Here is a 23,822-nt window from a genome sequence, read left to right on the forward strand (position 1 = left end):
AGTAAAACAATCAAGAAACTGTGAAGGAAAACAGTAGATATTAACCAAAATGTGTAAAGTGAATACAGGCATAGTCAAGTTGTACACTTTTGCATGACAAGAATGTACACCTTTGTGATACAAGGTTGTACATTCTTGTCATGCAAAAGTGTACAACTTTATCTATTTCAATTTTTATTTCCTTTTTTTGCTAAAAAAGCGAAGATATGCTGCACCTTGGCATAAAAAATGAACGAGTTCATTTTATTCTACTCTCGGTTTGCATTATCTTTGCAAAAAAATAGAGGTATCAGTCTTACAATCCTCATGATGAAAAGAATAAAAATAATATTGATATTGTTCCTTCTGTGCCTGGCTACAAATGGCAAAGGAACACCGGATAATAACGCGGATTCCATTCGTCTCAGTTTGCTGACATGTGCTCCCGGAGAAGAGATCTATTCTTATTTCGGACATACTGCCATCCGTTATGAAGAGCCATCCAAAGGCATTGATTGGGTATTCAACTACGGAATATTCAACTTCGGCGCACCCAATTTTATTTTTCGTTTTGCACTGGGACAGACAGATTACATTCTCGGAGGAATGAATTATGACCGGTTCGCAGCCGAATATATCTTCGATGAACGTAGTGTATGGCAACAAACACTCAACCTGACCCCGGAAGAAAAACAAAAACTCCTTGCGCTACTGATAGAAAACAGCCGACCGGAAAACCGGGTGTACCGGTATAACTTTTTCTACGATAACTGTGCTACCCGCCCACGGGATAAAATAGAAGAAAGTATACAGGGAAAAGTGATTTACAACTATCCGGAGAAAGACGGCACGAAATCATTCCGCGACATTGTACACCAATATACCAACGGGCATCCATGGGCACAATTCGGTATTGACTTTTGCATCGGAAGCGAAGCAGACCGCCCCATTACAAGCCGACAAATGATGTTTGCCCCGTTTTATCTGAAAAATGCATTTGAAACAGCAAAAATCACGAATAATAGGAACGAAAGGCCACTGGTGGCAGATACAGAACTAATTATCAATTGTGAAGACGAAAATTCATCACCTGCCCCAATAAGTATCGCGGATATATTTACCCCAATGAGATCGGCGCTGCTTTTGTTTATTATTGTAGCAGGTGCCAGCATCTATGGTATCCGAAAGAAAAGAGGACTTTGGGGAATCGATCTCATATTGTTTGGTACAGCGGGCATTGCCGGTTGTATTATTGCATTTCTCGCTCTGTTTTCAGAACATCCTGCTGTCAGCTCCAATTACCTGCTTTTTGTATTCCATCCGGGGGGGCTTATCTTTCTGCCAATCATTGTAAATGCTGCCAGAAAAGGACGAAAATGTTGGTACCATATGCTAAACTGCATTGTTTTAACACTTTTTATACTGCTTTTTCCGGTAATACCGCAAAGAATTGATTTAGCTGTCGTACCTTTGGCACTCAGTTTGTTGATACGTTCAGCAAGCAATCTTATTTTGACTTATAAAAAAACGAAATGAAAGGATTACTGACTTCCATACTTACTGTACTTACCATTACCGGGCTACAGGCTCAGCCGTTACCTGCTACTCCAAAACTGGTGATAGGCCTGACCATCGATCAGCTGCGTACAGACTATCTGGAAGCTTTCTCCTCCCTATATGGCGAAAAAGGATTCAAAAGACTCTGGAAAGAAGGCAAAGTATTTCGTAATACGGAATATAATTTCAGCAAAGTAGACCGCGCCTCGGCTATAGCTGCCATTTATACCGGAACAACGCCTTCTATGAACGGAATTACCGCCAATCAATGGCTGGATATTTCGACACTACGCCCTATTAACTGTGTGGACGATCCGGCGTTTATGGGAAACTACACAGACGAAAGTAGCTCTCCTGCCCTATTGCTCACTTCCACTATCGCCGATGAACTTAAAATAGCTACACGCAACAAAGGGCTGGTATACGCTATTGCCCCTTTCCGTGATGCTGCCATATTTGCAGCAGGACATGCCGGTAACGGTGCTTTCTGGCTGAATAGCAATACCGGAAAATGGTGTAGCACCACTTATTATACAGAATTTCCCTGGTGGGTTAGCCAATATAATGATCGTCAGGCTGTTGATTTCCGTATCGGAGATATGACATGGACACCGGTTCATCCCATGGAGAAATATATTTACCTGCCGGAATGGAGAGACACCCCTTTCAAATATAAATTTGATGATGACCGGAGAAATAAGTTCCGCAGACTGATAGCCAGTCCGTTCGTTAATGACGAAGTAAATTTACTGACCGAAGAGTTACTGGATAAGAGTAATATAGGAAAAGATGAAGTACCGGACATGCTTTCGCTAATGTATTATGCCGGCAATTATGCCCATAAAACCTCGCAGGAGTGTGCTATGGAATTGCAGGATACATACGTAAGACTGGACCGCAGTATTGCTCACCTGCTGGATGTGATCGACAAAAAGATCGGACTTCAAAATGTACTTTTCTGCATTACTTCTACCGGATACGTGGACACAGAATCGGCCGATCATGGACTTTACCGCATTCCCGGAGGAGAATTCCACCTGAATCGTTGTGCAGCTCTGCTGAATATGTTTTTGATGGCTACTTACGGCGAAGGGCAATACGTAGAGGCTTATTATGACCAGCAAATATATCTCAATCACAAACTGATAGAGAAAAAACAACTCGATCTTTCTGAAATACAGAATAAAGCAGCCGACTTCCTGATGCAATTTAGTGGCGTAAACGAAGCATATTCGGCACAACGCCTGCTATTAGGCTCATGGACACCGGAAATAGACCTGATACGCAACGGATTTCACCGCAAACGTTCGGGAGACCTGCTCATTGAAGTGCTTCCGGGATGGACAATTGTCAATGAATCCAACCCGACGGAAAACAGAATAATCCGTAGTGCACATATCCCGGTACCACTTGTGTTTTTTGGTAACTCGGTGAAACCGGAAATTATAGAAATACCTGTAAGTGTAGGCCATATCGCACCAACACTGGCTCATACGATGAGGATACGGGCTCCCAATGCCTGCTCTTCAACTCCACTTACCATACGGTAAAAACACACTTTTTTCAACTTAGTAAATAATAATAAATATAATACACAAATGGGATTTAATGAATTTTTGAGCTCGATTTTCGGAAACAAATCCACACGAGACATGAAAGAAATTCAACCTTGGGTAGACAAAATCAAAGCCGCTTACCCTGAGATTGAAAAATTGGATAATGATGGACTTCGTGCCAAAACACAAGAACTGAAACAATACATTTACAACTCTGCTACCCAGGAACGTGCCAAAGTGGAAGAACTGAAAGCAAGCATTGAGTCAATAGAACTGGAAGATCGTGAAGAGGTATTTGTTCAGATTGATAAACTCGAAAAAGAGATACTCGAAATATATGAAAAAGCACTGGAAGAAGTACTCCCGGTAGCTTTCTCTATTGTAAAAGACACGGCCAGACGTTTCACCGAAAATGAAGAAATTGTGGTAACTGCCACAGACTTTGACCGTACACTGGCCGCAACCAAAGATTTCGTACGCATCGAAGGAGACAAAGCTATCTATCAGAATCACTGGAATGCCGGTGGAAATGATACGGTATGGAATATGATCCATTATGATGTACAGCTTTTTGGTGGTGTAGTACTTCATAAAGGAAAAATTGCTGAAATGGCAACAGGTGAAGGTAAAACCCTGGTGGCTACCCTGCCTGTATTCCTCAATGCGCTGACAGGAAATGGTGTACATGTAGTAACAGTGAATGATTATCTGGCAAAACGTGACTCCGAATGGATGGGACCGCTTTATATGTTCCATGGATTAAGCGTTGATTGTATTGACCGTCATCAGCCAAACTCAGATGCACGCCGTCAGGCTTATCTGGCTGATATCACTTTCGGTACAAATAATGAATTTGGTTTCGACTACCTGCGCGACAATATGGCTATCAGTCCCAAAGACCTTGTACAACGCCAACACAACTATGCTATTGTCGATGAGGTAGACTCGGTATTGATTGATGATGCGCGTACTCCGTTGATTATCTCCGGTCCCGTTCCTAAAGGTGAAGACCAGCTTTTCGAATCTCTTTGCCCATTGGTAGAACGTCTTGTAGAAGCCCAGAAAGTATTGGCTACCAAATATCTGACAGATGCTAAGAGATTAATCGCATCAGATGATAAGAAAGAGGTAGAAGAAGGATTCCTCGCTCTCTTCCGCAGTCATAAGGCATTACCCAAAAACAAAGCATTGATCAAGTTCCTGAGTGAACAGGGTATCAAAGCTGGTATGCTGAAAACAGAAGAGATCTACATGGAACAGAACAATAAACGTATGCATGAGGCTACTGACCCATTGTATTTCGTTATTGAAGAAAAGATGAACAGCGTAGACTTGACGGACAAAGGTGTTGACCTGATCACAGGTAATTCTGACGACCCTACTCTGTTTGTATTGCCGGATATCGCAGCACAGCTCTCTGAACTGGAAAATGAGAAGGATCTGAGCGACGAGCAGAAACTGGAAAAGAAAGATGCCCTGATGACCAACTATGCCATCAAATCGGAACGCGTACACACCATCAATCAGTTGCTGAAAGCATATACCATGTTTGAGAAAGACGACGAATACGTTGTAATTGACGGACAGGTGAAGATTGTTGATGAGCAGACAGGCCGTATCATGGAAGGTCGTCGTTATTCGGACGGACTCCACCAGGCTATCGAAGCTAAAGAACGTGTTAAAGTAGAAGCTGCCACACAAACTTTTGCTACCATCACATTGCAGAACTACTTCCGTATGTATCACAAGCTATCGGGTATGACCGGTACTGCCGAAACAGAAGCAGGTGAACTTTGGGATATCTACAAACTCGATGTAGTGGTTATCCCTACCAACCGCCCTATTGCCCGTAAAGATATGAACGACCGCGTTTATAAAACAAAACGCGAAAAGTATAAAGCCGTCATTGAGGAAATAGAACAACTGGTCAATGCCGGCCGCCCGGTACTGGTAGGTACTACTTCGGTAGAAATCTCCGAAATGCTGAGCAAGATGTTGACCATGCGTAAGATTGAGCACAATGTATTGAACGCGAAGTTACACCAGCGGGAAGCTGACATTGTGGCAAAAGCAGGTTTACAAGGTACGGTGACTATTGCTACCAATATGGCAGGTCGTGGTACCGACATCAAACTGAGTCCGGAAGTTAAGGCTGCCGGTGGTTTGGCTATCATTGGTACAGAACGCCACGAATCCCGCCGTGTAGACCGCCAGTTGCGTGGTCGTGCCGGACGTCAGGGTGATCCGGGTTCTTCTGTATTCTTCGTATCACTGGAAGACGATTTGATGCGCCTCTTCTCTTCCGACCGCATCGCCGGTGTTATGGATAGACTGGGATTCCAGGAAGGAGAAATGATCGAACATAAGATGATTTCAAACTCCATTGAACGCGCACAGAAGAAAGTGGAAGAAAATAACTTCGGTATCCGTAAACGTTTGCTGGAATATGATGACGTAATGAACAAGCAACGTACAGTTGTTTATACGAAACGTCGCCATGCGTTAATGGGCGAACGTATCGGTATGGACATTGTAAATATGATCTGGGACCGTTGTGCAGCAGCCATTGAAAACAATGCAGAATATGAAAACTGTAAGTTTGACCTTCTTCAGACATTGGCTATGGATGCTCCTTTCACAGAAGAAGAATTCCGTAGTGAGAAGAAAGAAAAGCTGGCAGAAAGAACTTTTGATGAAGCAATGGCTAACTTCAAACGTAAAAGTGAACGTCTGGCACAAATAGCAAATCCTGTAATCAAACAGGTATATGAGAACCAGGGACATATGTACGAAAACATTCTGATTCCTATCACGGACGGAAAACGTATGTACAACATCTCCTGCAATCTGAAAGCTGCTTACGAAAGCGAGTCTAAAGAGGTAGTGAAATCATTCGAGAAATCAATCCTGCTTCATGTAATTGACGAAGCATGGAAAGAAAATCTTCGTGAACTGGATGAATTGAAACATTCAGTACAAAATGCAAGCTACGAACAGAAAGATCCGTTATTGATCTATAAACTGGAATCAGTGAACTTGTTTGATACTATGGTAAACAAGATCAATAACCAGACTGTATCTATCCTGATGCGCGGACAAATCCCGGTACAGGAAGCTCCCGAACAGGCACAACGTGTAGAAGTGCGTGAAGCAGCTCCCGAACGTCGCCAGGATTTAAGTAAATATCGTGAACAGAAACAAGACCTGAACGATCCGAATCAACAGGCTGCTGCACAGCAGGATACCCGCGAAGCTGTAAAGCGTGAGCCCCTACGTGCAGAAAAGACAGTAGGACGTAACGATCCATGTCCTTGCGGTAGCGGTAAAAAATACAAAAATTGCCACGGAAGGGCGTAAGATTCAGTAGTTAGTAAATAAGTCAGTAGTTAGAATCTATGCAGCATGTAAGCGTTATCATGCCGAAGGCATTCCAACTACTAATTACCGGCTTCTGACTTCTTCCCCATTTACTACTAAAAAAGTTCAAAACAATTAAATATTGTTTTGAACTTTTTTTTATTCATACAAAATCGTACTTTTGCTGAAAAAGAAAGCAAAACTATGGCAAAATACTCATTCACGCTATTGTTACTCTTCTGTCTGGCATTCAGTTCTTGCCAAACAATAGAGCAAATCCCTATCGAATATATGATGCCTGCGGAAATAAACTTTCCTCCCGAACTGCGTCGGGTCGCGATTGTCAATAATACCAGTAGCGTGCCTGACAATAAATGGATAGAATCGGACAGATCACGGAAAGACGATGAGATAGCCCGTGCCGTTGCTTACAACAATGGAGATGCCAAAATAGCGGCCGAATCATTGGCTGAAGGTATAGCAAACCAAAACTATTTTGATGAAGTAATCATTTGTGACTCTGCTCTGCGTGCTAATGATAAATTTGCACGTGAAGAAACACTTACTCGGGAAGAAGTAAAGGACCTGACAGAAAGTCTGGATGTTGACTTTTTGATCTCACTGGAAAACCTTCAGCTAAAAGCGACCAAAACGATTCGTTATATTCCTGATTGGAGTTGTTATTATGGTAGTGTAGATGTGAAAGTGTATCCTACGATTAGAATCTATATTCCCCAACGTAAAAATCCGATGTTGACCGTCGCTCCCAATGACAGTATTTTCTGGGAAGAGTTTGGCAACACAAGTTCGTACGTACAGACTCACCTTATCCAGGATTCTCAGATACAACAAGAAGCCTCGGAGTTTGCCGGTACAATTCCAGTAAAGCACCTCCTTCCCTACTGGACATCAGCCACCCGCAATCTCTACAACAATGGTTCCGTAAACATGCGTGACGCTGCCATATACGTCCGTGAGAACTCATGGGACAAGGCCTTCAAACTTTGGGAACAAACTTTCAATACAGCGAAAAGTGATAAAAAGAAAATGCAGTCTGCATACAATATTGCTGTTTACTACGAAATAAAAGATGAACTGGAACAAGCCGAAACATGGGCACTAAAAGCTCAAGAATTAGCTTATAAAATAGATAAAATAGACCAAAGAAACAAAGACAATGTAGACATATCCGAAATACCGAATTACGTAATGACCAGCCTTTATGTGGTAGAGTTACAGAAACGGACAGCCGGATTGTCATCATTAAATATGCAAATGAACCGATTTAATGATGATTTTTAATCAAAATATAGTCGGATTTGCATTTTTTTTATACCTTTGATCTAAATAAAAGGAGGAAAACCAATGAAACTGAGTCAACAATCACAATCTGTAATCGAATCGGCTATACGAAAAGCAGTCGCAAAGTTTACTTGCGGCTGCGAACAAACAATCGTTACAGATATTCACATACAGCCGAATCAGAATTCCGGCGAACTATCCATCTTCGATGACGAAGATGACGAATTGGTCAATGTGACCATTGACGAATGGTCTGCATATGAAAGTGATGATTTTTATGAAAATGCCGAACGTGTCCTCCGCCCTATTCTTTGCCGAATGAAGGACAATGGAGATTTTGATAAGCTAACAATCCTCAAACCTTACTCTTTTGTTTTAGTAGACGAAGACAGAGAAACAGTAGCCGAATTACTTCTGATAGATGATGATACACTGCTTGTAAATGACGAACTATTAAAAGGTCTGGATGAAGAATTGGATACTTTTCTGAAAGAATTACTTGAAAAATAATAAAAGCTTCCTTTACCGACAGGAAAAAAAGAATTATTCTTGTCGATAAGGAAGAGTAAACCAAAATACAGAGCCTTTATCTGGTGTTGAGTCGACTCCTATTTTTCCGCCCATTTTTTCAATTATCATTTTACAGATAGATAATCCTAATCCTGTACCCTGAATAAATGAGTTGTATTTCACAAATCGCTCAAATACATGTTGACACTGTTCATCAGACATACCACATCCGGTATCAGAAACATAGAAATAAATTGTATGTTTATCTTTCAAACGATACCCCATTGTGATCGTCCCGCTTTCCGTGAATTTAATAGCATTCGTCAGAAAATTGGTTATTACTTGTATCAACCTGTTCCGGTCAGCATATAATACACATTGCGGGAGGCGTTCTTCAAAAATGAGATCCACTTTTTTATTCTTAATTCTCAAACGGATACTTTGTTCTATTTCATCCAGTATCGAATTGACATCCACATACGTTTCATGAAAATCATATGTACCGGCCTCTATCTTCGCCATATCCAGAATATCACTAATCAACTGAAGAAGTAAATTTGTATTATTCTCAATAATACAAACATACTCCTCCATCTCTTCTTTTTCCTCAACATGAGGCAACATATTAGAAAAACCCACAATGGCATTCAGAGGTGTACGAATCTCGTGACTCATATTAGCAAGGAAAGCTGATTTTAACTGATTGGCTACTTCAGCCTGTTCTTTTGCCTCTTTCAGACGACCATATGCCTTTTTAAGAATAGAAATATAATAAATAACAGCAATCACTATTACCAGAAGAGAAATACCCGCCCAAAGTAACTGCTTCTCATACTGCTCCAGAAAAGGGGCTGGTTTGTTCACATAAGTCACGTCTTTCGGATAAAGGGATTCGGGGATACCATGCTCTTGTAACACCGGATAACAGAGAGTAGCAGAAGGTATGCCCCCATCCGTTCCGGGAATATCACAGGGAGATTCTCCATCCAATACACGATAGATCACAGAAAGTAATGAATTTCCAAAAGATTCGGAAGAAACATAATAACCACCTGCAAAAGTATCTTTGGATAAATCCTCGGCAGCAAGCAAAAACAGAGGAGTATGAACAAAATTATGAATAATGTCCTGTAAATGATCAAAAAGATAGTTATTATCATTCCGGTTGTGAGATTCGAACCAGGAATAGTAGATAAGGCCGGTAGTATGATCATAACTACGCAGTGTATCCAGCAGCATCTCAGTGGAAAGAAAAGTCGTAGACAGCTGATGAAGTTCCTGATCCGGAAAGAAATTCGCCACAGCATTCTCTACGTCCGAACAAGCCATCTTACTAATATAACGATCGTCTGAAATAAAAGCAATACGCTTCATTTCAGGCATTATCTTCCGCATTAACTCAATCGTTTCTTTGACATAATAAACCTGACGTAAAAAAGTGACATTGTACCCCTTTCGCCAGACATCCGCCGAAACAGAGTTGGCTGCAGTCAATGGTTCGTGAGACAAAAGTACTTCGAGCGTAGCCGGCAAATATTCACGGGAATTGGTTATAATTACAGGAACATCTTTCCATATTCCATCAAAAAGTTCCCGGCATACAATCCAGCCCGGATCACCTATCATGACTATTAACTTTGGAGGAAGCGGATATTTTTCTTTCAAATGCAACAATACCGCATCTACTTCACTTTGGTCTCTCAGAGCAGGTACTGATAACGACTCGGCTTTTACATCGAACCCTTTCCGCTCCAAGTCTTCACTGGCATGCCAGTACATAGCCTTTGCCCAGGGAAGATTAAAATTTATTGAATTCAAAAATAAAATCTCATCTCCATTGTTGCCATGAGCAAATATAGAAGAGCTTGTGCCGCATAGTAGTAAAGCAATAAAAGACAATAATAGAGTTGCCTGTTTCATTTGTTTGTTGTTTTTATTACAGAGGCAAAGGTAAAATTTATTTTGATAAAAAAAAGAAAGGTATCCCAATATTTTGGAATGCCTTTCTACTTCTATAAAATCGGTTTATGCTTTCTTTACCTATACATAAATAGAGAACTTTCTATTAAGACTTAGCTGATGATTGAAAAAACGGACTGTTTTTTTTCAATTGTCAAACATTCTATCATAAATTGTTTTATTCGTTTCGCATAATAGAAATAAAAGCAATACATTTGCACACTACATCTATTGTTTGATAATTTATAGAAAATATAAATCTCATAAAAGTAGTTCCGGATTGACAGATGTACATTATTGGATAAAAGCAAGTAATTTATGGTCACACAAAGCGAACAAGCATTAGAGTATGGATTGATAAAGACATTACAAGATAATGCCTACGAATATGTTGTTCTCAAAGAAGGAGACAACTTGAAACAAAACTTCAAAGCCCAGCTTGAAAAACACAACCAAAAAGAACTCCAACGCCATAACAAAACAGTGTTTACTGATACTGAATTCGACCGTATTCTTCTTTATTTAGAGGGTGGCACGCGATTTGAAAAAGCAAAAAAATTACGGGATATCTATACACTTGATGCCGACGATGGACAACATATCTGGGTGGAATTCCTTAATAAACAGAAATGGTGTCAGAATGAATTTCAAGTATCCAACCAAATAACCATGGAGGGTACAAAGAAATGCAGGTATGACGTCACCATCCTGATCAATGGCCTTCCTTTGGTACAAATAGAATTGAAAAAGCGAGGTATAGAGCTAAAACAAGCCTACAATCAGATACAACGTTATCACAAAACCTCATTCAGTGGTTTGTTCGACTATATTCAGTTGTTTGTCATTTCTAATGGAGTAGACACCCGTTACTTTGCCAACAATCCCAATTCGGGCTATAAATTTACCTTCAATTGGACGAATATAGAGAATCGACCATTTAATGACCTCAGCAAGTTTGCCAATTTTTTCTTTGCCAAATGTACGTTAGGAAAGATTGTCAGTAAATACATTGTACTACACGAAGGAGATAAATGCCTGATGGTACTCCGGCCTTATCAGTATTACGCTGTTGAAAAAATTATAGACCGCGTGCAAAATACAAATAAAAATGGCTATATATGGCATACCACAGGAGCAGGAAAAACGTTAACCTCATTCAAGACGGCTCAATTAGTATCCGAAATAGACGGTATAGACAAAGTGATGTTTGTGGTGGATAGACACGACTTAGATACACAGACGCAATCGGAATATGAATCATTTGAGCCCGGAGCGGTTGACAATACCGACGATACCCGTGAATTGATAAAAAGATTAAGCGGAAGCTCAAGAATTATCATTACTACCATTCAAAAGTTGAATTGTGCCGTCACCAAGGATTATTACAATAAATATCTGCAGGAAGTAAGGAAGCAGAACATAGTGATGATATTCGATGAATGTCACCGAAGCCACTTCGGTGATTGCCACAAAAACATTGTAAATTTCTTCAATCATTTGCAAATATTCGGATTCACAGGAACACCCATCTTTAAAGAAAATGCCAAACAGGGACGCACTACAGCAGAAATCTTCGGCGACTGCCTGCATAAGTATCTCATAAAAGATGCCATTGCCGATGAAAATGTATTAGGTTTCCTGGTGGAATATTACGAAGGACAAGGTAGTGTATTAGATACTACAAACAAAAATAGAATGAGAGAGATTGCTCAATTTATTCTAAATAATTATAACAAGTCCACTTTTGACGGAGAGTATGGTGCTCTCTTTGCTGTCCAGTCCGTACCTATGCTATTGCAATATTACAAGATATTCAAGGAGCTAAAACCGAAAATAAAAATCGGTGCAATTTTCACTTATGCCAATAATGGTGACCAAGACGATAATTTAACAGGTATGAACCAAAATTTCAGCAATGAAAAGGTAGATGCCGATGAGTTGCAAGCCATTATGAAGGATTATAATGAAATGTATGGTACAACCTTCGGCACAGACAATTTTCGAGCCTATTATGACGATATCAATCTGCGTCTGAAAAAGAAACGGGCAGATATGGAATCACTGGACCTATGTCTGGTAGTAGGCATGTTTCTAACCGGTTTTGATTCAAAGAAACTCAATACACTCTATGTGGATAAGAATATGGAATACCACGGACTATTGCAAGCCTTTAGCCGAACCAACCGTGTACTGAACGAGAAAAAGCGATTTGGCAAAATCGTTTGCTTTCGCAACTTGAAAAGCAATGTAGATAAGTCTATCAAGCTATTCAGCAACAACTGCCCCAATGAATTCATTATTCGTGAACCTTTTGACAAGGTAAAGAAAGAGTTAAATCTCAAAATGATTTCGTTCCTGGAGAAATATCCCGCCCCTTTTTATATAGATGCGTTACAGAGTGAATACGATAAACGAGAGTTCATACTGGCATTCCGTGATATTATCAAGAAGAAAATTGAGGTGCAAATTTATGAAGAATATCAAAAGGACGACCCTTATTTCTTGATGTCGGAGCAGGAATATATGGATTTCAGAAGCAAATATCTGGACATAGCTATTGGTAATACAAAAGAAGAGATTTCAAGGAAAATGGCTGCCGAGCCTGAAATCCCTTATGGCGAACCCAAAACAATGGAAGATATTGATTTCTGTTTGGAATTACTTCACAGCGATATTATTAATGTGGCGTACATACTCGAATTGATTGCAAACTTGAATCCTGATGAAAATGATTATAAAGAAAAGCGCCAAAGCATCATCGACACAATGATAAAAGACCCTGCTATGCGCAATAAAGCCAAATTGATAGATGAATTCATACAACAAAATGTGGACGAAGATAAGGAAGGCTTTAAAGATGCAAAAGCCGATGAAAAAATAGATTTGGAAGCCAAACTGAGCCAATATATAACCAAAGCACGACAAAAAGCTGTCAAACAGCTTTCTGAGGAAGAAGGCATCAATATAGAATCCTTAATGTCTTTCCTTGCAGAATATGATTACTTACAACGCGAAAAGCCCGAAATCATTCAGGAAGCGATTGAGCAGAAGAAAGTAGGATTTAAAGAGAAACGTCATTTACTTAAACATATAATGGGCAGATTACATGCTATTATTGAGATGTTTAGTTGGGAATAAAAGAAAGAATAAAATATATGAGCGAAGAATTACAGCAAAAACTGCGTAACCAACTGTGGATGGTTGCCAATACATTGAGGGGAAATATGTCGGCAAGCGACTTTATGTATTTCTCTCTTGGTTTCATCTTCTACAAGTACTTATCCGAAAAAATAGAACGACATGTTAACAATGAATTACGAATAGACGAAATAAGCTTTCAACAGGCTTGGGCATCAAACGACGAAGAACTGAAAAAAGAGATCAAAGAGTCTTGTATTCAGGACCTTGGTTATTTTGTAGAGCCTGAATTTCTATACTCTACTGTTATAGCCCTAATAAGAAAAAAAGAAAATATTCTTCCTGCATTGGAACGTTCTCTTAAAAAAATAGAGGACAGTACCATCGGTCAAGACAGCGAAGATGATTTTGAAGGTTTGTTTTCCGACCTTGACCTAACCTCTCCCAAATTGGGGAGAACTGTTGAAGATAAAAACCGATTGGTAAGCGATGTACTGATAGCTCTTGATGGTATTGATTTCGGTTTGCAGAAAGCTTCGGATATTGATATTTTGGGCGATGCCTACGAATATATGATTAGTCAATTTGCCGCTGGAGCAGGCAAGAAAGCAGGTGAATTCTACACTCCCCAAGAAGTGAGCCAAATATTAGCCGATATAGTAACTACCGGAAAGACGCGATTGAAATCGGTTTACGACCCTACTTGTGGCAGTGGTTCTCTACTACTTCGTACAGCCAAAAATGGCAATGCTGATACTATTTTCGGTCAAGAGAAGAATCCCACGACCTACAATCTTGCACGAATGAACATGCTTCTGCATAGTGTGAAGTATAACGATTTTGATATTCGTAATGGCGATACCCTTGAGTCTGATGAATTTGAAGAACTGCAGTTTGATGCCGTGGTGGCCAATCCTCCATTTTCTGCCGATTGGAGTGCTGCCGACAAATTCAACAATGACGACCGTTTCAGTAAAGCAGGTGTACTTGCTCCTAAATCAAAAGCTGACTACGCTTTTATACTCCACATGATCTATCATCTGAACGATGGTGGAACAATGGCTTGCGTAGCTCCCCACGGTGTTTTGTTTCGTGGAGCATCTGAGGGTAAAATCCGTCAATTTCTCATTGAGAAGAAGAACTACATTGATGCTATCATTGGTTTGCCAGCTAATATTTTCTATGGCACAAGTATCCCCACTTGCATTCTTGTAATGAAGAAATGTCGTAAAGAAGATGACAATATTCTCTTTATTGATGCAAGTAAAGAATTTGAAAAGATAAAAACACAAAACAAACTTCGTCCAGGACACATCCGTAAAATTATTGAAACCTATCAAAAACGTACGGAAATAGAAAAATACAGCCATCTCGCCACACTCCAAGAGATTCAAGAAAATGATTACAACTTAAACATTCCTCGCTATGTAGATACATTTGAAGAAGAAGAACCTATAGATATCAAGAAGGTTATGGCAGATATTAAAGGCCTGGAAGCCAAACGTACTGAATTGGATAAGGAAATTGAAGTGTATCTGCGAGAATTGGGATTAGTAGAATAGAAACAAGTAGTATCATATCCTACTGTCCGAAGATACTGAACAGTTCGATTGAGATGTAACAAATAAAGGAATATGGATAACCAAGATGAAATCATCTTATACCAACCTGATAAAACGGTTAAAATAGAAGTGCGAATGGAAGATGAAACGGTTTGGCTGACACAAGCACAAATATCGGAGCTCTTTCAACGAGACCGTACCGTCATAACGAGGCATATTAATAACGTATTTAAAGAGCATGAGCTCGACGAAAAAAGCAATGTGCATTTTTTGCACATTGCAAATTCAGATAAACCTATAAAAATGTATAGTCTGGACGTTATTATATCTGTTGGGTATCGCGTTAAGTCTCTTCGTGGAACTCAATTCCGTCAATGGGCAAATAAGGTATTAAAAGACTTTTTACTGAAAGGTTATTCGATAAACAATCGTATGGAACGATTAGAACAACGAGTAGCCCAAACTGAAGATAAAATTGATTTCTTTGTCCGCACTACGTTACCTCCAATTGAAGGAATTTTCTATAATGGACAGATCTTCGATGCGTATAAATTTGTAGCTAATCTAGTAAAGAGTGCCCAAACATCGATTATTCTGATAGACAACTATGTAGATGAGTCAGTACTCACACTCTTGGATAAACGTAACGCAAATGTTACAGCAACAATCTACACACAGCGAATCACAGCACAGTTACAACTGGATATAGATAAACACAATACCCAATATCCCCCGATTCAGGTAGACATATTCAATCTGGCGCACGATCGCTTCTTACTAATAGACGAAAAAGTATATCACCTTGGAGCATCAGTTAAAGATTTAGGTAAAAAATGGTTCGCTTTTGCATTGATGAGTGATATTACCGTTGATGAATTATTGGCAAAAATCAAAGGAGTTATATAATATGACAACAAATAGAGTGCTGAAAAACCTTAATGCAATAGATTGACATTTATAAATAATCAAGATGAAGCATAATACGAACAATAACAAAAAGTTTCCTAATTTGAGATTTAAGGAGTTTGAAGGGGAATGGGAAAAGATAACATTACATTCTATTGCATTGATAACCAAAGGTACAGGTATATCAAAAGATCAACTATCTTTAAATGGAATGCCTTGTATTCTTTATGGTGAATTATATACTAAGTATAAGTATGAAATTATTAATGAGATTATTAGCCGAACTGACATTAACCCTACTAACCTTGTAAAAAGTAAAGTGAATGATGTAATCATTCCTTCTTCCGGTGAAACTGCAATTGATATTTCAACCGCCCGCTGTGTAACTCAAAATGACATACTTTTAGGAGGAGACCTGAACATCATTAGATTAAAAAATGACGATGGATGTTTTTTAAGTTACCAACTAAACGGAATTCGTAAATTAGATATTGCCAAAATAGCACAAGGGGTATCTGTGGTACACTTATACGGAGAAAAGTTAAAACACCTACAAGTTTATATGCCAGAGAAAATAGAGCAAAAGAAGATTTCATCGTTGCTATACCAGATTGACGAACGCATTTCAACCCAAATTAAAATAATTGAAAAATTTGAATCCTTAATTAAAGGGATATACAATTTTCTATTGGGAGAGTCAAGTGATTATATGAAACTTGGTGGACTGTGCGAGATTAAAAAAGGTCAGCAAGTTAATGGAACTGAATTAACAGAGTTTGGTGAATACTATGTAATGAATGGTGGAATTGCTCCATCGGGATTTTATAATTTCTATAACACTAATAGTAATACAATATCAATTAGCGAAGGAGGAAACTCGTGTGGATACGTGCAATATAATGATCTTCCTTTTTGGAGTGGAGGACATTGTTATACATTAGAAAACGTAGAAGGTATCATTAATGATAGATACCTTTTCCATTATTTGAAAGCTAATGAAGCATCAATAATGGCGTTACGTATAGGTAGTGGGCTACCTAATATCCAAAAGAAAGATTTATCTTCTTTTGGTGTACCACTGCCCACATTGACAAAGCAAAAAGAGATGGCCAATACTCTTGACAAAGTAGTTGATAAGATAGGCATAGAAAAAGGTATTCTTGCAGCTTATCAAAAGCAGAAAAAATTCCTTTTACAAAGTATGTTTATATAAATAAATTAGAAAGTAGATATTGTTTCTGCTCTTTCATCTTTTGTAACATTTGTTTCTCTATTTCTACCTTATCAGTTATGGTTGTAAGCACATTAGCTGTTTTTTGTTGTTCGTCATATGAAGGACAATAAAAAACAGCTTCCCCGTAATCCTTAAAGTATATGTGTGGAATCCCTGAACCAACTATAAATTTTTCAAAGTTAAATATACTCAGAAAATAAAAGAGATATTTTAGACAGACGTTATTTTTTGCAGTCAAAGAGTTAAGGGTACCTATAGTAGAGTACTTACCGTTTGCATATTGAACTCTTCCAACTCCAGAACCATCTTTGATTATGAGAATCGAATCTTGGTCAATTTGGTATTGAGATGTATATGCTATTATACCAGTTGCTCCATAAACACAAAAAATCCCACTATCATTTACAATTTCAGATTCAGATAATGTTGACGAATGACATACAAGGCAATCTTTTATTTTTGTTGTTGGTTTATTATTCATTATGAGTAAACGGCAAAGCCCTTTAATTAAGGATTCAAATTTTTCAATTATTTTAATTTGGGTTGATATGCGTTCGTCAATCAAGGATAAAAAGACTCCTATTTTATCTTGCTCGTCTTTTGTTGTTATATAATTCTCTAATTTCTCAAAAGAAGATTTAGATAATATTGGTACAGCTTGCACAGAAACTAATGCTAAATATTTTGGAAATCGGCTTTTGATAGCATAATAAATATAATCTTTATTATTAGATGGAAATGAAATAATTGAATTTATCTGTTGATTTGTTGACATCTCTTGTTGAGCCATTCCCATCTTTCCAATAGTGGATCCAATGCAAGTCACTAAGATTGTTCCGAAAGGCAATTTTCGGGTTTTATTAAATCCTTTTAATGATAACTTAGTCTGGGTTTCAATAACAAATTTGCCAATGTCTAAATCTGCTGGTGAAGCCCAAAGATATTCGCCTTGATAGTTTTCGGAATCTGCTGTTGAAGGTGTATTTCCAGTAATAATTGTCCCATAATCTTTAATTTGACATTTTTCCCATTCCCCTTCAAACTCCTTAAATCTCAAATTAGGAAACTTAGTTATTTGGAGTCTCTAATATTATTTCTATCTTATTTAAATAGTTTAATTACCTAAAACAGAATAAAATGGAAACAACAATGACAATTAAAGAAATTGCAATCCTATGGAAAGAGGATAAAAAACAGTACGTGAAGAAATCAACTATCTCGGCATACTCACTATTGATCGAGAATCATCTATTGCCAACATTTGGAGAGATGTGCCATATTGAAGAAAGCATGGTACAAGAGTTTGTTTTTCAGAAATTAGAAAATAAACTCAGTCAGAAATCAATTAAGGATATACTCATAGTACTAAGAATGATTTTAAAATACGGTGTAAAAAACAAATTTCTTGAATATAGCCAGATTGATATTAAATTCCCTACCGAACGAGAGCGACATGATATAGAAATATTGAGTAAAAGTAATCATAAAAAAATCATTAACCACATTCAAGAACATTTTACATTTAAGAATTTGGGAATATACATTTGTTTAAGTACAGGATTACGAATAGGTGAGATTTGCGCATTAAGATGGCAAGATATTGACACAGAATCAGGTGTTATCAGTATTAAGCAAACAATTCAACGTATATACCTTATTGAAGAATCTGAGCGACGTACAGAATTAGTTTTAGATACACCCAAAACGAAGAATTCTATTCGAGACATTCCCATGACCAGAGATTTAATCAAGCTACTTAAACCATTAAAAAAAGTGGTTAATGCTACATACTTTGTACTGACCAATGAATCAAAACCGACAGAACCCAGGACATACCGAAACTACTACAAACTTTTTTTGAAAGATTTAGGAATATCTGATTTGAAATTTCATGGCCTGCGCCACAGTTTCGCAACTCGATGTATCGAAAGTAAATGTGATTATAAGACTGTAAGCGTACTTCTTGGGCATTCAAATATTAGCACGACTCTCAACTTGTATGTTCATCCAAATATGGAGCAAAAAAAGAGGTGCATAGAGCAAATGTCTAAGGCATTAAAATAAATAAAAATTGGGCTGTTCTATAATCCTCAAAGAACAGCCCTTGATTTTTTACTACTTTGTTTTAGACTCAACCTGATACCGAAAAGCGATCTATTTCCTATCTGCTACTAAAAGTAGAAAGGCATCCCAATATTTTGGAATGCCTTTCTACTTCTATAAAATCGGTTTATGCTTTCTTTAAAGAAGCAATACTTTCTTTCAATGAATTAATAATACTCTCGGCATCTGCCTGTTTCTTTCGTTCAATCTCAATTACTGCCGGTGGAGCATTATTTACAAATTTCTCATTACTAAGTTTCTTCAACACACCTTGCAGGAATCCTTCTTTATGTTTCAGTTCAGCTTCCATACGAGCGATCTCCGCTTCTACATCAATCATATTGCCAAGCGGAACAGCAAACTCAATAGTGCCTACCATGAATGAAGATGCTCCTTCTGCTTTGGCTTCTACCACTGCAATACCGGACAGATTACAAATCTTAATAATCACAGCATTAAATGCAGTAACCGGATTTTCACCTATCACCTGCAACTCAAGCGCTTCTTTCTGTGCAATATTCTTCTGCAAACGAATCGTACGGATATTACTGATCACTTCCTTCACCACTTCAAACTGCTGAATAAACGCTTCATCAACGGTTCCATTCAACAATAAAGAATTCACCATCAGACTCTCTCCCTCCTTACGTTCGGCCATCTGTTGCCACAACTCTTCGGTAATGAAAGGCATAAACGGATGAAGCAAATGAAGCAAATTATTCAGGAATCCAATAGTAGCATCAAAAGTAACACGGTCAATAGCTTGTCCGTAAGCCGGCTTAATCATTTCCAGATACCAGGAAGAGAACTCATCCCAGAACAGCTTATAAACAGCCATAAGTGCTTCACTCAAACGATATTTGCTAAACAGATCGGCAACCTCAGCAGCTACTTCATTCTGTTTGGACTCAAACCAGCGGACAGCCAACTTGGACGCTTCGGGAACTTCAGCATTATCAGCAACCTTCCATCCTTTGATCAACCGGAAAGCATTCCATATCTTGTTACAGAAATTACGTCCTTGCTCGCACAATGCATCATCAAAGAGAATGTCGTTTCCGGCAGGAGCCGCAAGCATCATACCCATACGTACCCCATCGGCGCCGTATTTTTCAATTAGTTCCAATGGATCGGGTGAATTGCCCAATGATTTAGACATTTTGCGCCCTAACTTATCACGAACGATACCAGTAAAATATACATTCTTAAACGGCATCTTTCCTTCATATTCATAACCGGCCATAATCATGCGGGCTACCCAGAAGAAAATAATATCCGGACCTGTAACAAGGTCACTTGTAGGATAGTAATACTCAATCTCTTTGTTACCCGGATTATTAATACCATCAAACAATGAAATAGGCCACAACCAGGAAGAGAACCAAGTATCCAGACAATCTTCATCCTGACGGATATCGGCCAGAGTCAATGCATTATTTCCAGTTTTTTCTTTGGCAAGTTTCAATGCTTCCTCGTCTGTAGCAGCTACCACATAGCCACCCTCAGGTAAAAAGTAAGCCGGAATACGATGTCCCCACCACAACTGACGGCTGATACACCAGTCTTTTATGTTTTCCATCCAGTGCCGGTAAGTATTTTTATACTTGGGAGGATAAAATTTCAGTTCGTCATTCATTACAGGTGGCAACGCCATCTCTGCAAAGTGCTGCATCTTAAGGAACCACTGCATAGACAGTTTCGGTTCAATCACTACATTCGTACGCTCTGAATAACCTACCTTATTCGTATAAGCCTCTGTCTTTTCAAGCAATCCGGCAGCTTCAAGATCTTTCTCTATCTGCTTACGAACATCAAAACGATCCATACCGATATACATACCGGCAGCTTCACTTAATGTTCCGTTATCATTGAAAATATCAATACTCGGCAAATTGTATTTTTCGCCCAGCATATAGTCGTTCACATCATGTGCCGGAGTCACTTTCAGACAACCCGTACCGAATTCGATATCTACGTAATCATCTTCGATCACCGGAATAACGCGCCCTACCAACGGTACGATTACTTTTTTACCTTTCAACCAAGTATTTTTAGGATCGGCAGGATTGATACACATAGCCGTATCACCCATAATTGTTTCCGGACGAGTAGTAGCAACCACCGCATAACGACCTTCCGGATCTCCTTCTACTTTATAGCGCAAATAATAAAGTTTTCCATGTTCTTCTTTATAAATCACCTCTTCATCAGAGAGGGCAGTCAATGCTTTCGGGTCCCAGTTCACCATACGAACTCCCCGGTAAATAAGTCCCTTATTATAAAGATCTACGAAAACCTTCAGTACACTTTCGCTACGTTTTTCATCCATAGTAAATGCGGTACGATCCCAGTCGCAAGATGCTCCGAGTTTACGAAGCTGTTTCAGGATAATACCACCGTGCTCTTCGGTCCATGCCCAGGCATGTTTGAGAAATTCGTCACGGGTCAGATCCGTCTTTTTGATTCCTTCCGCTGCAAGTCTGTTTACCACCTTGGCTTCAGTTGCAATAGAGGCATGATCTGTTCCCGGTACCCAACAGGCATTTTTACCTTCCATACGGGCACGGCGAACAAGAATATCCTGAATGGTATTATTAAGCATGTGTCCCATGTGTAACACACCAGTGACGTTAGGAGGAGGAATGACGATGGTGTAAGGTTCACGACCATCGGGTTTTGAACTAAATAATTTGTGATCCAACCAATACTGGTACCACTTTCCCTCCACGTCAGCGGGATTGTACTTACTTGCTAATTCCATGTTATATTTCTATATGTTTAATTTATTGCGAATAATGGATGCAAAATTAATAATTTAAATTCAAATCTTACCACTCTCCGGCTGTTTCTGTACACGGAAAGAGAGTTTATAGCCTTCGTAAAGTGCTATTCCGTAAAATAGAGCAGTAGCAGAAACTATATTTTCGGCCATTACCGAGAATACTGCTTTAAAATCTGTTTCCGCCAGTGCCTCCATATAAGATAAACTATATTCTTTAGCTACATAGCCTATAATAGAAAAGAAATCTCCTAAAATGCAACTCAACAAAGCCAGAGCTGCTCCAATGATTCCGAAAACAGGACGCACTCCCTTTCCCCTGCGCATAGCCAATCCAACAATGAAACCGATACCAATAGCCATATAGCCAATCTGATAGCCAGTGGAAACAGAAACCAATCCCCAGGCAACAGCTCCTAAAAGACAAGCCCCCGTTCCCCACAATACCGCCTTCGGAAGATTTTCTTCTGCCAGTAGCTGCTCTCTGCTCAGCACTGCAGAAAATATTTCCGGATCCGGAGTGGGTGCTATCTTTTCCAATTCTTCATCTTTTTGAAAATTTTCACAAGCATCTTCAAAGTCCGGTAATGTTCCCGTACGTTTACAGACGAGTCCACGTCCCATCACGAAATCACGTGATACGCAATTGCGACAATAGCTTTCTATTCCCTCTGTATTAGCCATAATCAATGTGTGTGTGTTATTGATATATAAATTTGTTTATTAACAGAAATTTCGCAAATATAGAGGTAATTTTCTGCACGGCATTCAATTAATACATATTTTTGTCCTATAAAAGAAATTTGACTATGAAGCGAAAACAAAAGATACGCTATATCATTCTGGGAACTCTCCTGTTACTTATCTGGACCACTCAGCTTATTCCGGCGATGGGTGAGGGCTATGCCCGGTCCGTATACCCGGTTATTTCGTTTTGTCTGTCTTCGTTCTCACGTTTGTTTCCTTTTGCCATAGGCGATTTATTCATATTTCTCAGTATTACCGGTGTCATCCTCTATCCTATTTACGGACGGATAAAAAAATATCCCTGGAAAAAGATTTTATTACGTGACGGTGAATATCTTTTGTGGGTATATGTATGGTTTTACCTTGCATGGGGGCTGAATTATTCGCAAAAGAACTTTTACGAACGTACAAACATTCCCTATGTTGCCTATACCCCCGATAAATTCAAAGCATTTGTGGACGAATACATTGAACATCTGAATGATTCTTATGTCCCTGTTACAGAAATAAACAAGGATATTATCTGTCGGGAAGCAGTCAAAGGATACCGGCAAATCAGTGATACATTAGGCGTACATCTACCTCCATCTGATTCGCCCAAAGTAAAAACAATGCTATTCACTCCATTCATATCGATGGTTGGTGTGAGTGGCAGTATGGGACCTTTCTTTTGTGAATTCACGCTGAACGGCGATTTACTCCCTTCCCAGTATCCGGCAACATATACGCATGAACTTGCCCATTTGCTGGGCATCACCAGCGAAGCCGAAGCCAACTTTTATGCATATCAGGTATGTACACGTTCGCAAGTGGAAAGTATCCGTTTCAGTGGTTATTTCTCTGTCCTGAGTCATATTCTGGGCAATGCACGCCGACTCATGACAGAAGAAGAATACAATGAACTATTCAAACGTATCCGACCGGAAATCATTGAACTTGCCCGCTCTAATCAGGAATACTGGATGGCGAAATACAGTCCTCTGGTTGGCAATATCCAAGACTGGATATACGACCTTTACCTCAAAGGAAACAAAATAGAAAGCGGACGCAAAAACTATTCGGAAGTAGTAGGACTCTTAATCTCATACCGGGATTACCAAACCGAAAAACGATAAATCAACAAACAGGTAGAT

General features: G+C 39.0%; 15 protein-coding genes. 11 read left to right on the forward strand and 4 right to left on the reverse strand.

All coding sequences use genetic code 11. The features are described from left to right. The first annotated feature begins 309 nt into the window (after positions 1-309). The 5 genes from HCG69_RS18935 (at position 310) to HCG69_RS18955 (ending at position 8,261) form a co-directional block, all read left to right on the forward strand. Positions 310-1,515, forward strand: a complete 1,206-nt coding sequence (locus tag HCG69_RS18935) for a DUF4105 domain-containing protein (RefSeq protein ID WP_370634163.1) — start codon at positions 310-312, stop codon at positions 1,513-1,515. After that, a complete protein-coding gene (locus HCG69_RS18940; protein ID WP_221651327.1) occupies positions 1,512-3,086 on the forward strand; it encodes an alkaline phosphatase family protein in 1,575 nt (524 codons plus the stop codon). The genes HCG69_RS18935 and HCG69_RS18940 overlap by 4 nt, the downstream gene beginning before the upstream one ends. Positions 3,087-3,134: 48 nt before the next feature. Continuing rightward, positions 3,135-6,449: a preprotein translocase subunit SecA gene (gene secA / locus HCG69_RS18945; RefSeq protein WP_221651328.1), complete on the forward strand. Its 3,315-nt coding sequence runs from the start codon at positions 3,135-3,137 to the stop codon at positions 6,447-6,449. A 204-nt stretch (positions 6,450-6,653) separates the two neighbouring features. Then, positions 6,654-7,751: a DUF6340 family protein gene (locus HCG69_RS18950; protein WP_221651329.1), complete on the forward strand. Its 1,098-nt coding sequence runs from the start codon at positions 6,654-6,656 to the stop codon at positions 7,749-7,751. Between the two features lie 63 nt (positions 7,752-7,814). Continuing rightward, entirely contained in the window at positions 7,815-8,261 is a 447-nt protein-coding gene (locus tag HCG69_RS18955) for a hypothetical protein (RefSeq protein WP_221651330.1), read from the forward strand. Between the two features lie 33 nt (positions 8,262-8,294). Here the strand turns inward: HCG69_RS18955 and HCG69_RS18960 are convergent, their stop codons facing one another. Continuing rightward, positions 8,295-10,181 carry a sensor histidine kinase gene (locus HCG69_RS18960; protein WP_221651331.1) on the reverse strand — a complete coding sequence of 629 codons (1,887 nt, stop codon included), beginning with the start codon at positions 10,179-10,181 and terminating at the stop codon, positions 8,295-8,297. A 357-nt stretch (positions 10,182-10,538) separates the two neighbouring features. Between HCG69_RS18960 and HCG69_RS18965 the strand changes: the two genes are divergently transcribed. The 4 genes from HCG69_RS18965 to HCG69_RS18980 all read left to right on the forward strand — a co-directional run bounded on the left by HCG69_RS18965 (position 10,539) and on the right by HCG69_RS18980 (position 17,039). Beyond that, on the forward strand, positions 10,539-13,358 hold the full coding sequence (locus tag HCG69_RS18965) for a type I restriction endonuclease subunit R (RefSeq protein WP_221651332.1): 2,820 nt from the start codon (positions 10,539-10,541) through the stop codon (positions 13,356-13,358). Between the two features lie 17 nt (positions 13,359-13,375). Beyond that, entirely contained in the window at positions 13,376-14,920 is a 1,545-nt protein-coding gene (locus HCG69_RS18970) for a type I restriction-modification system subunit M (protein ID WP_221651333.1), read from the forward strand. Positions 14,921-14,992: 72 nt separating this feature from the next. After that, positions 14,993-15,826, forward strand: a complete 834-nt coding sequence (rhuM, locus tag HCG69_RS18975; protein WP_221651334.1) for a RhuM family protein — start codon at positions 14,993-14,995, stop codon at positions 15,824-15,826. 64 nt (positions 15,827-15,890) lie between these two features. Then, positions 15,891-17,039, forward strand: a complete 1,149-nt coding sequence (locus tag HCG69_RS18980) for a restriction endonuclease subunit S (RefSeq protein ID WP_255586294.1) — start codon at positions 15,891-15,893, stop codon at positions 17,037-17,039. On the opposite strand, the gene HCG69_RS18985 is transcribed toward HCG69_RS18980, so the two are convergent. Further along, positions 17,032-18,117, reverse strand: coding sequence for a restriction endonuclease subunit S (locus HCG69_RS18985; RefSeq protein WP_221651335.1), 1,086 nt, complete (start codon positions 18,115-18,117; stop codon positions 17,032-17,034). The genes HCG69_RS18980 and HCG69_RS18985 overlap by 8 nt on opposite strands. Before the next feature lie 80 nt (positions 18,118-18,197). Between HCG69_RS18985 and HCG69_RS18990 the strand changes: the two genes are divergently transcribed. Continuing rightward, a complete protein-coding gene (locus HCG69_RS18990; RefSeq protein ID WP_221651336.1) occupies positions 18,198-19,124 on the forward strand; it encodes a site-specific integrase in 927 nt (308 codons plus the stop codon). Between the two features lie 166 nt (positions 19,125-19,290). On the opposite strand, the gene HCG69_RS18995 is transcribed toward HCG69_RS18990, so the two are convergent. Together HCG69_RS18995 and HCG69_RS19000 are read right to left on the reverse strand one after the other, a co-directional pair. Further along, positions 19,291-21,924: a valine--tRNA ligase gene (locus HCG69_RS18995; RefSeq protein ID WP_007484391.1), complete on the reverse strand. Its 2,634-nt coding sequence runs from the start codon at positions 21,922-21,924 to the stop codon at positions 19,291-19,293. Between the two features lie 60 nt (positions 21,925-21,984). Next, positions 21,985-22,626, reverse strand: coding sequence for a hypothetical protein (locus HCG69_RS19000; RefSeq protein WP_195350247.1), 642 nt, complete (start codon positions 22,624-22,626; stop codon positions 21,985-21,987). A 125-nt stretch (positions 22,627-22,751) separates the two neighbouring features. Here HCG69_RS19000 and HCG69_RS19005 point away from each other — a divergent pair, with 125 nt between their 5' ends. Next, on the forward strand, positions 22,752-23,804 hold the full coding sequence (locus HCG69_RS19005) for a DUF3810 domain-containing protein (protein ID WP_221651337.1): 1,053 nt from the start codon (positions 22,752-22,754) through the stop codon (positions 23,802-23,804). Positions 23,805-23,822: the final 18 nt, after the last annotated feature.

It is taken from the genome of Bacteroides sp. K03, assembly GCF_019734355.1.
Classification (GTDB): Bacteria; Bacteroidota; Bacteroidia; order Bacteroidales; family Bacteroidaceae; genus Bacteroides; species Bacteroides nordii.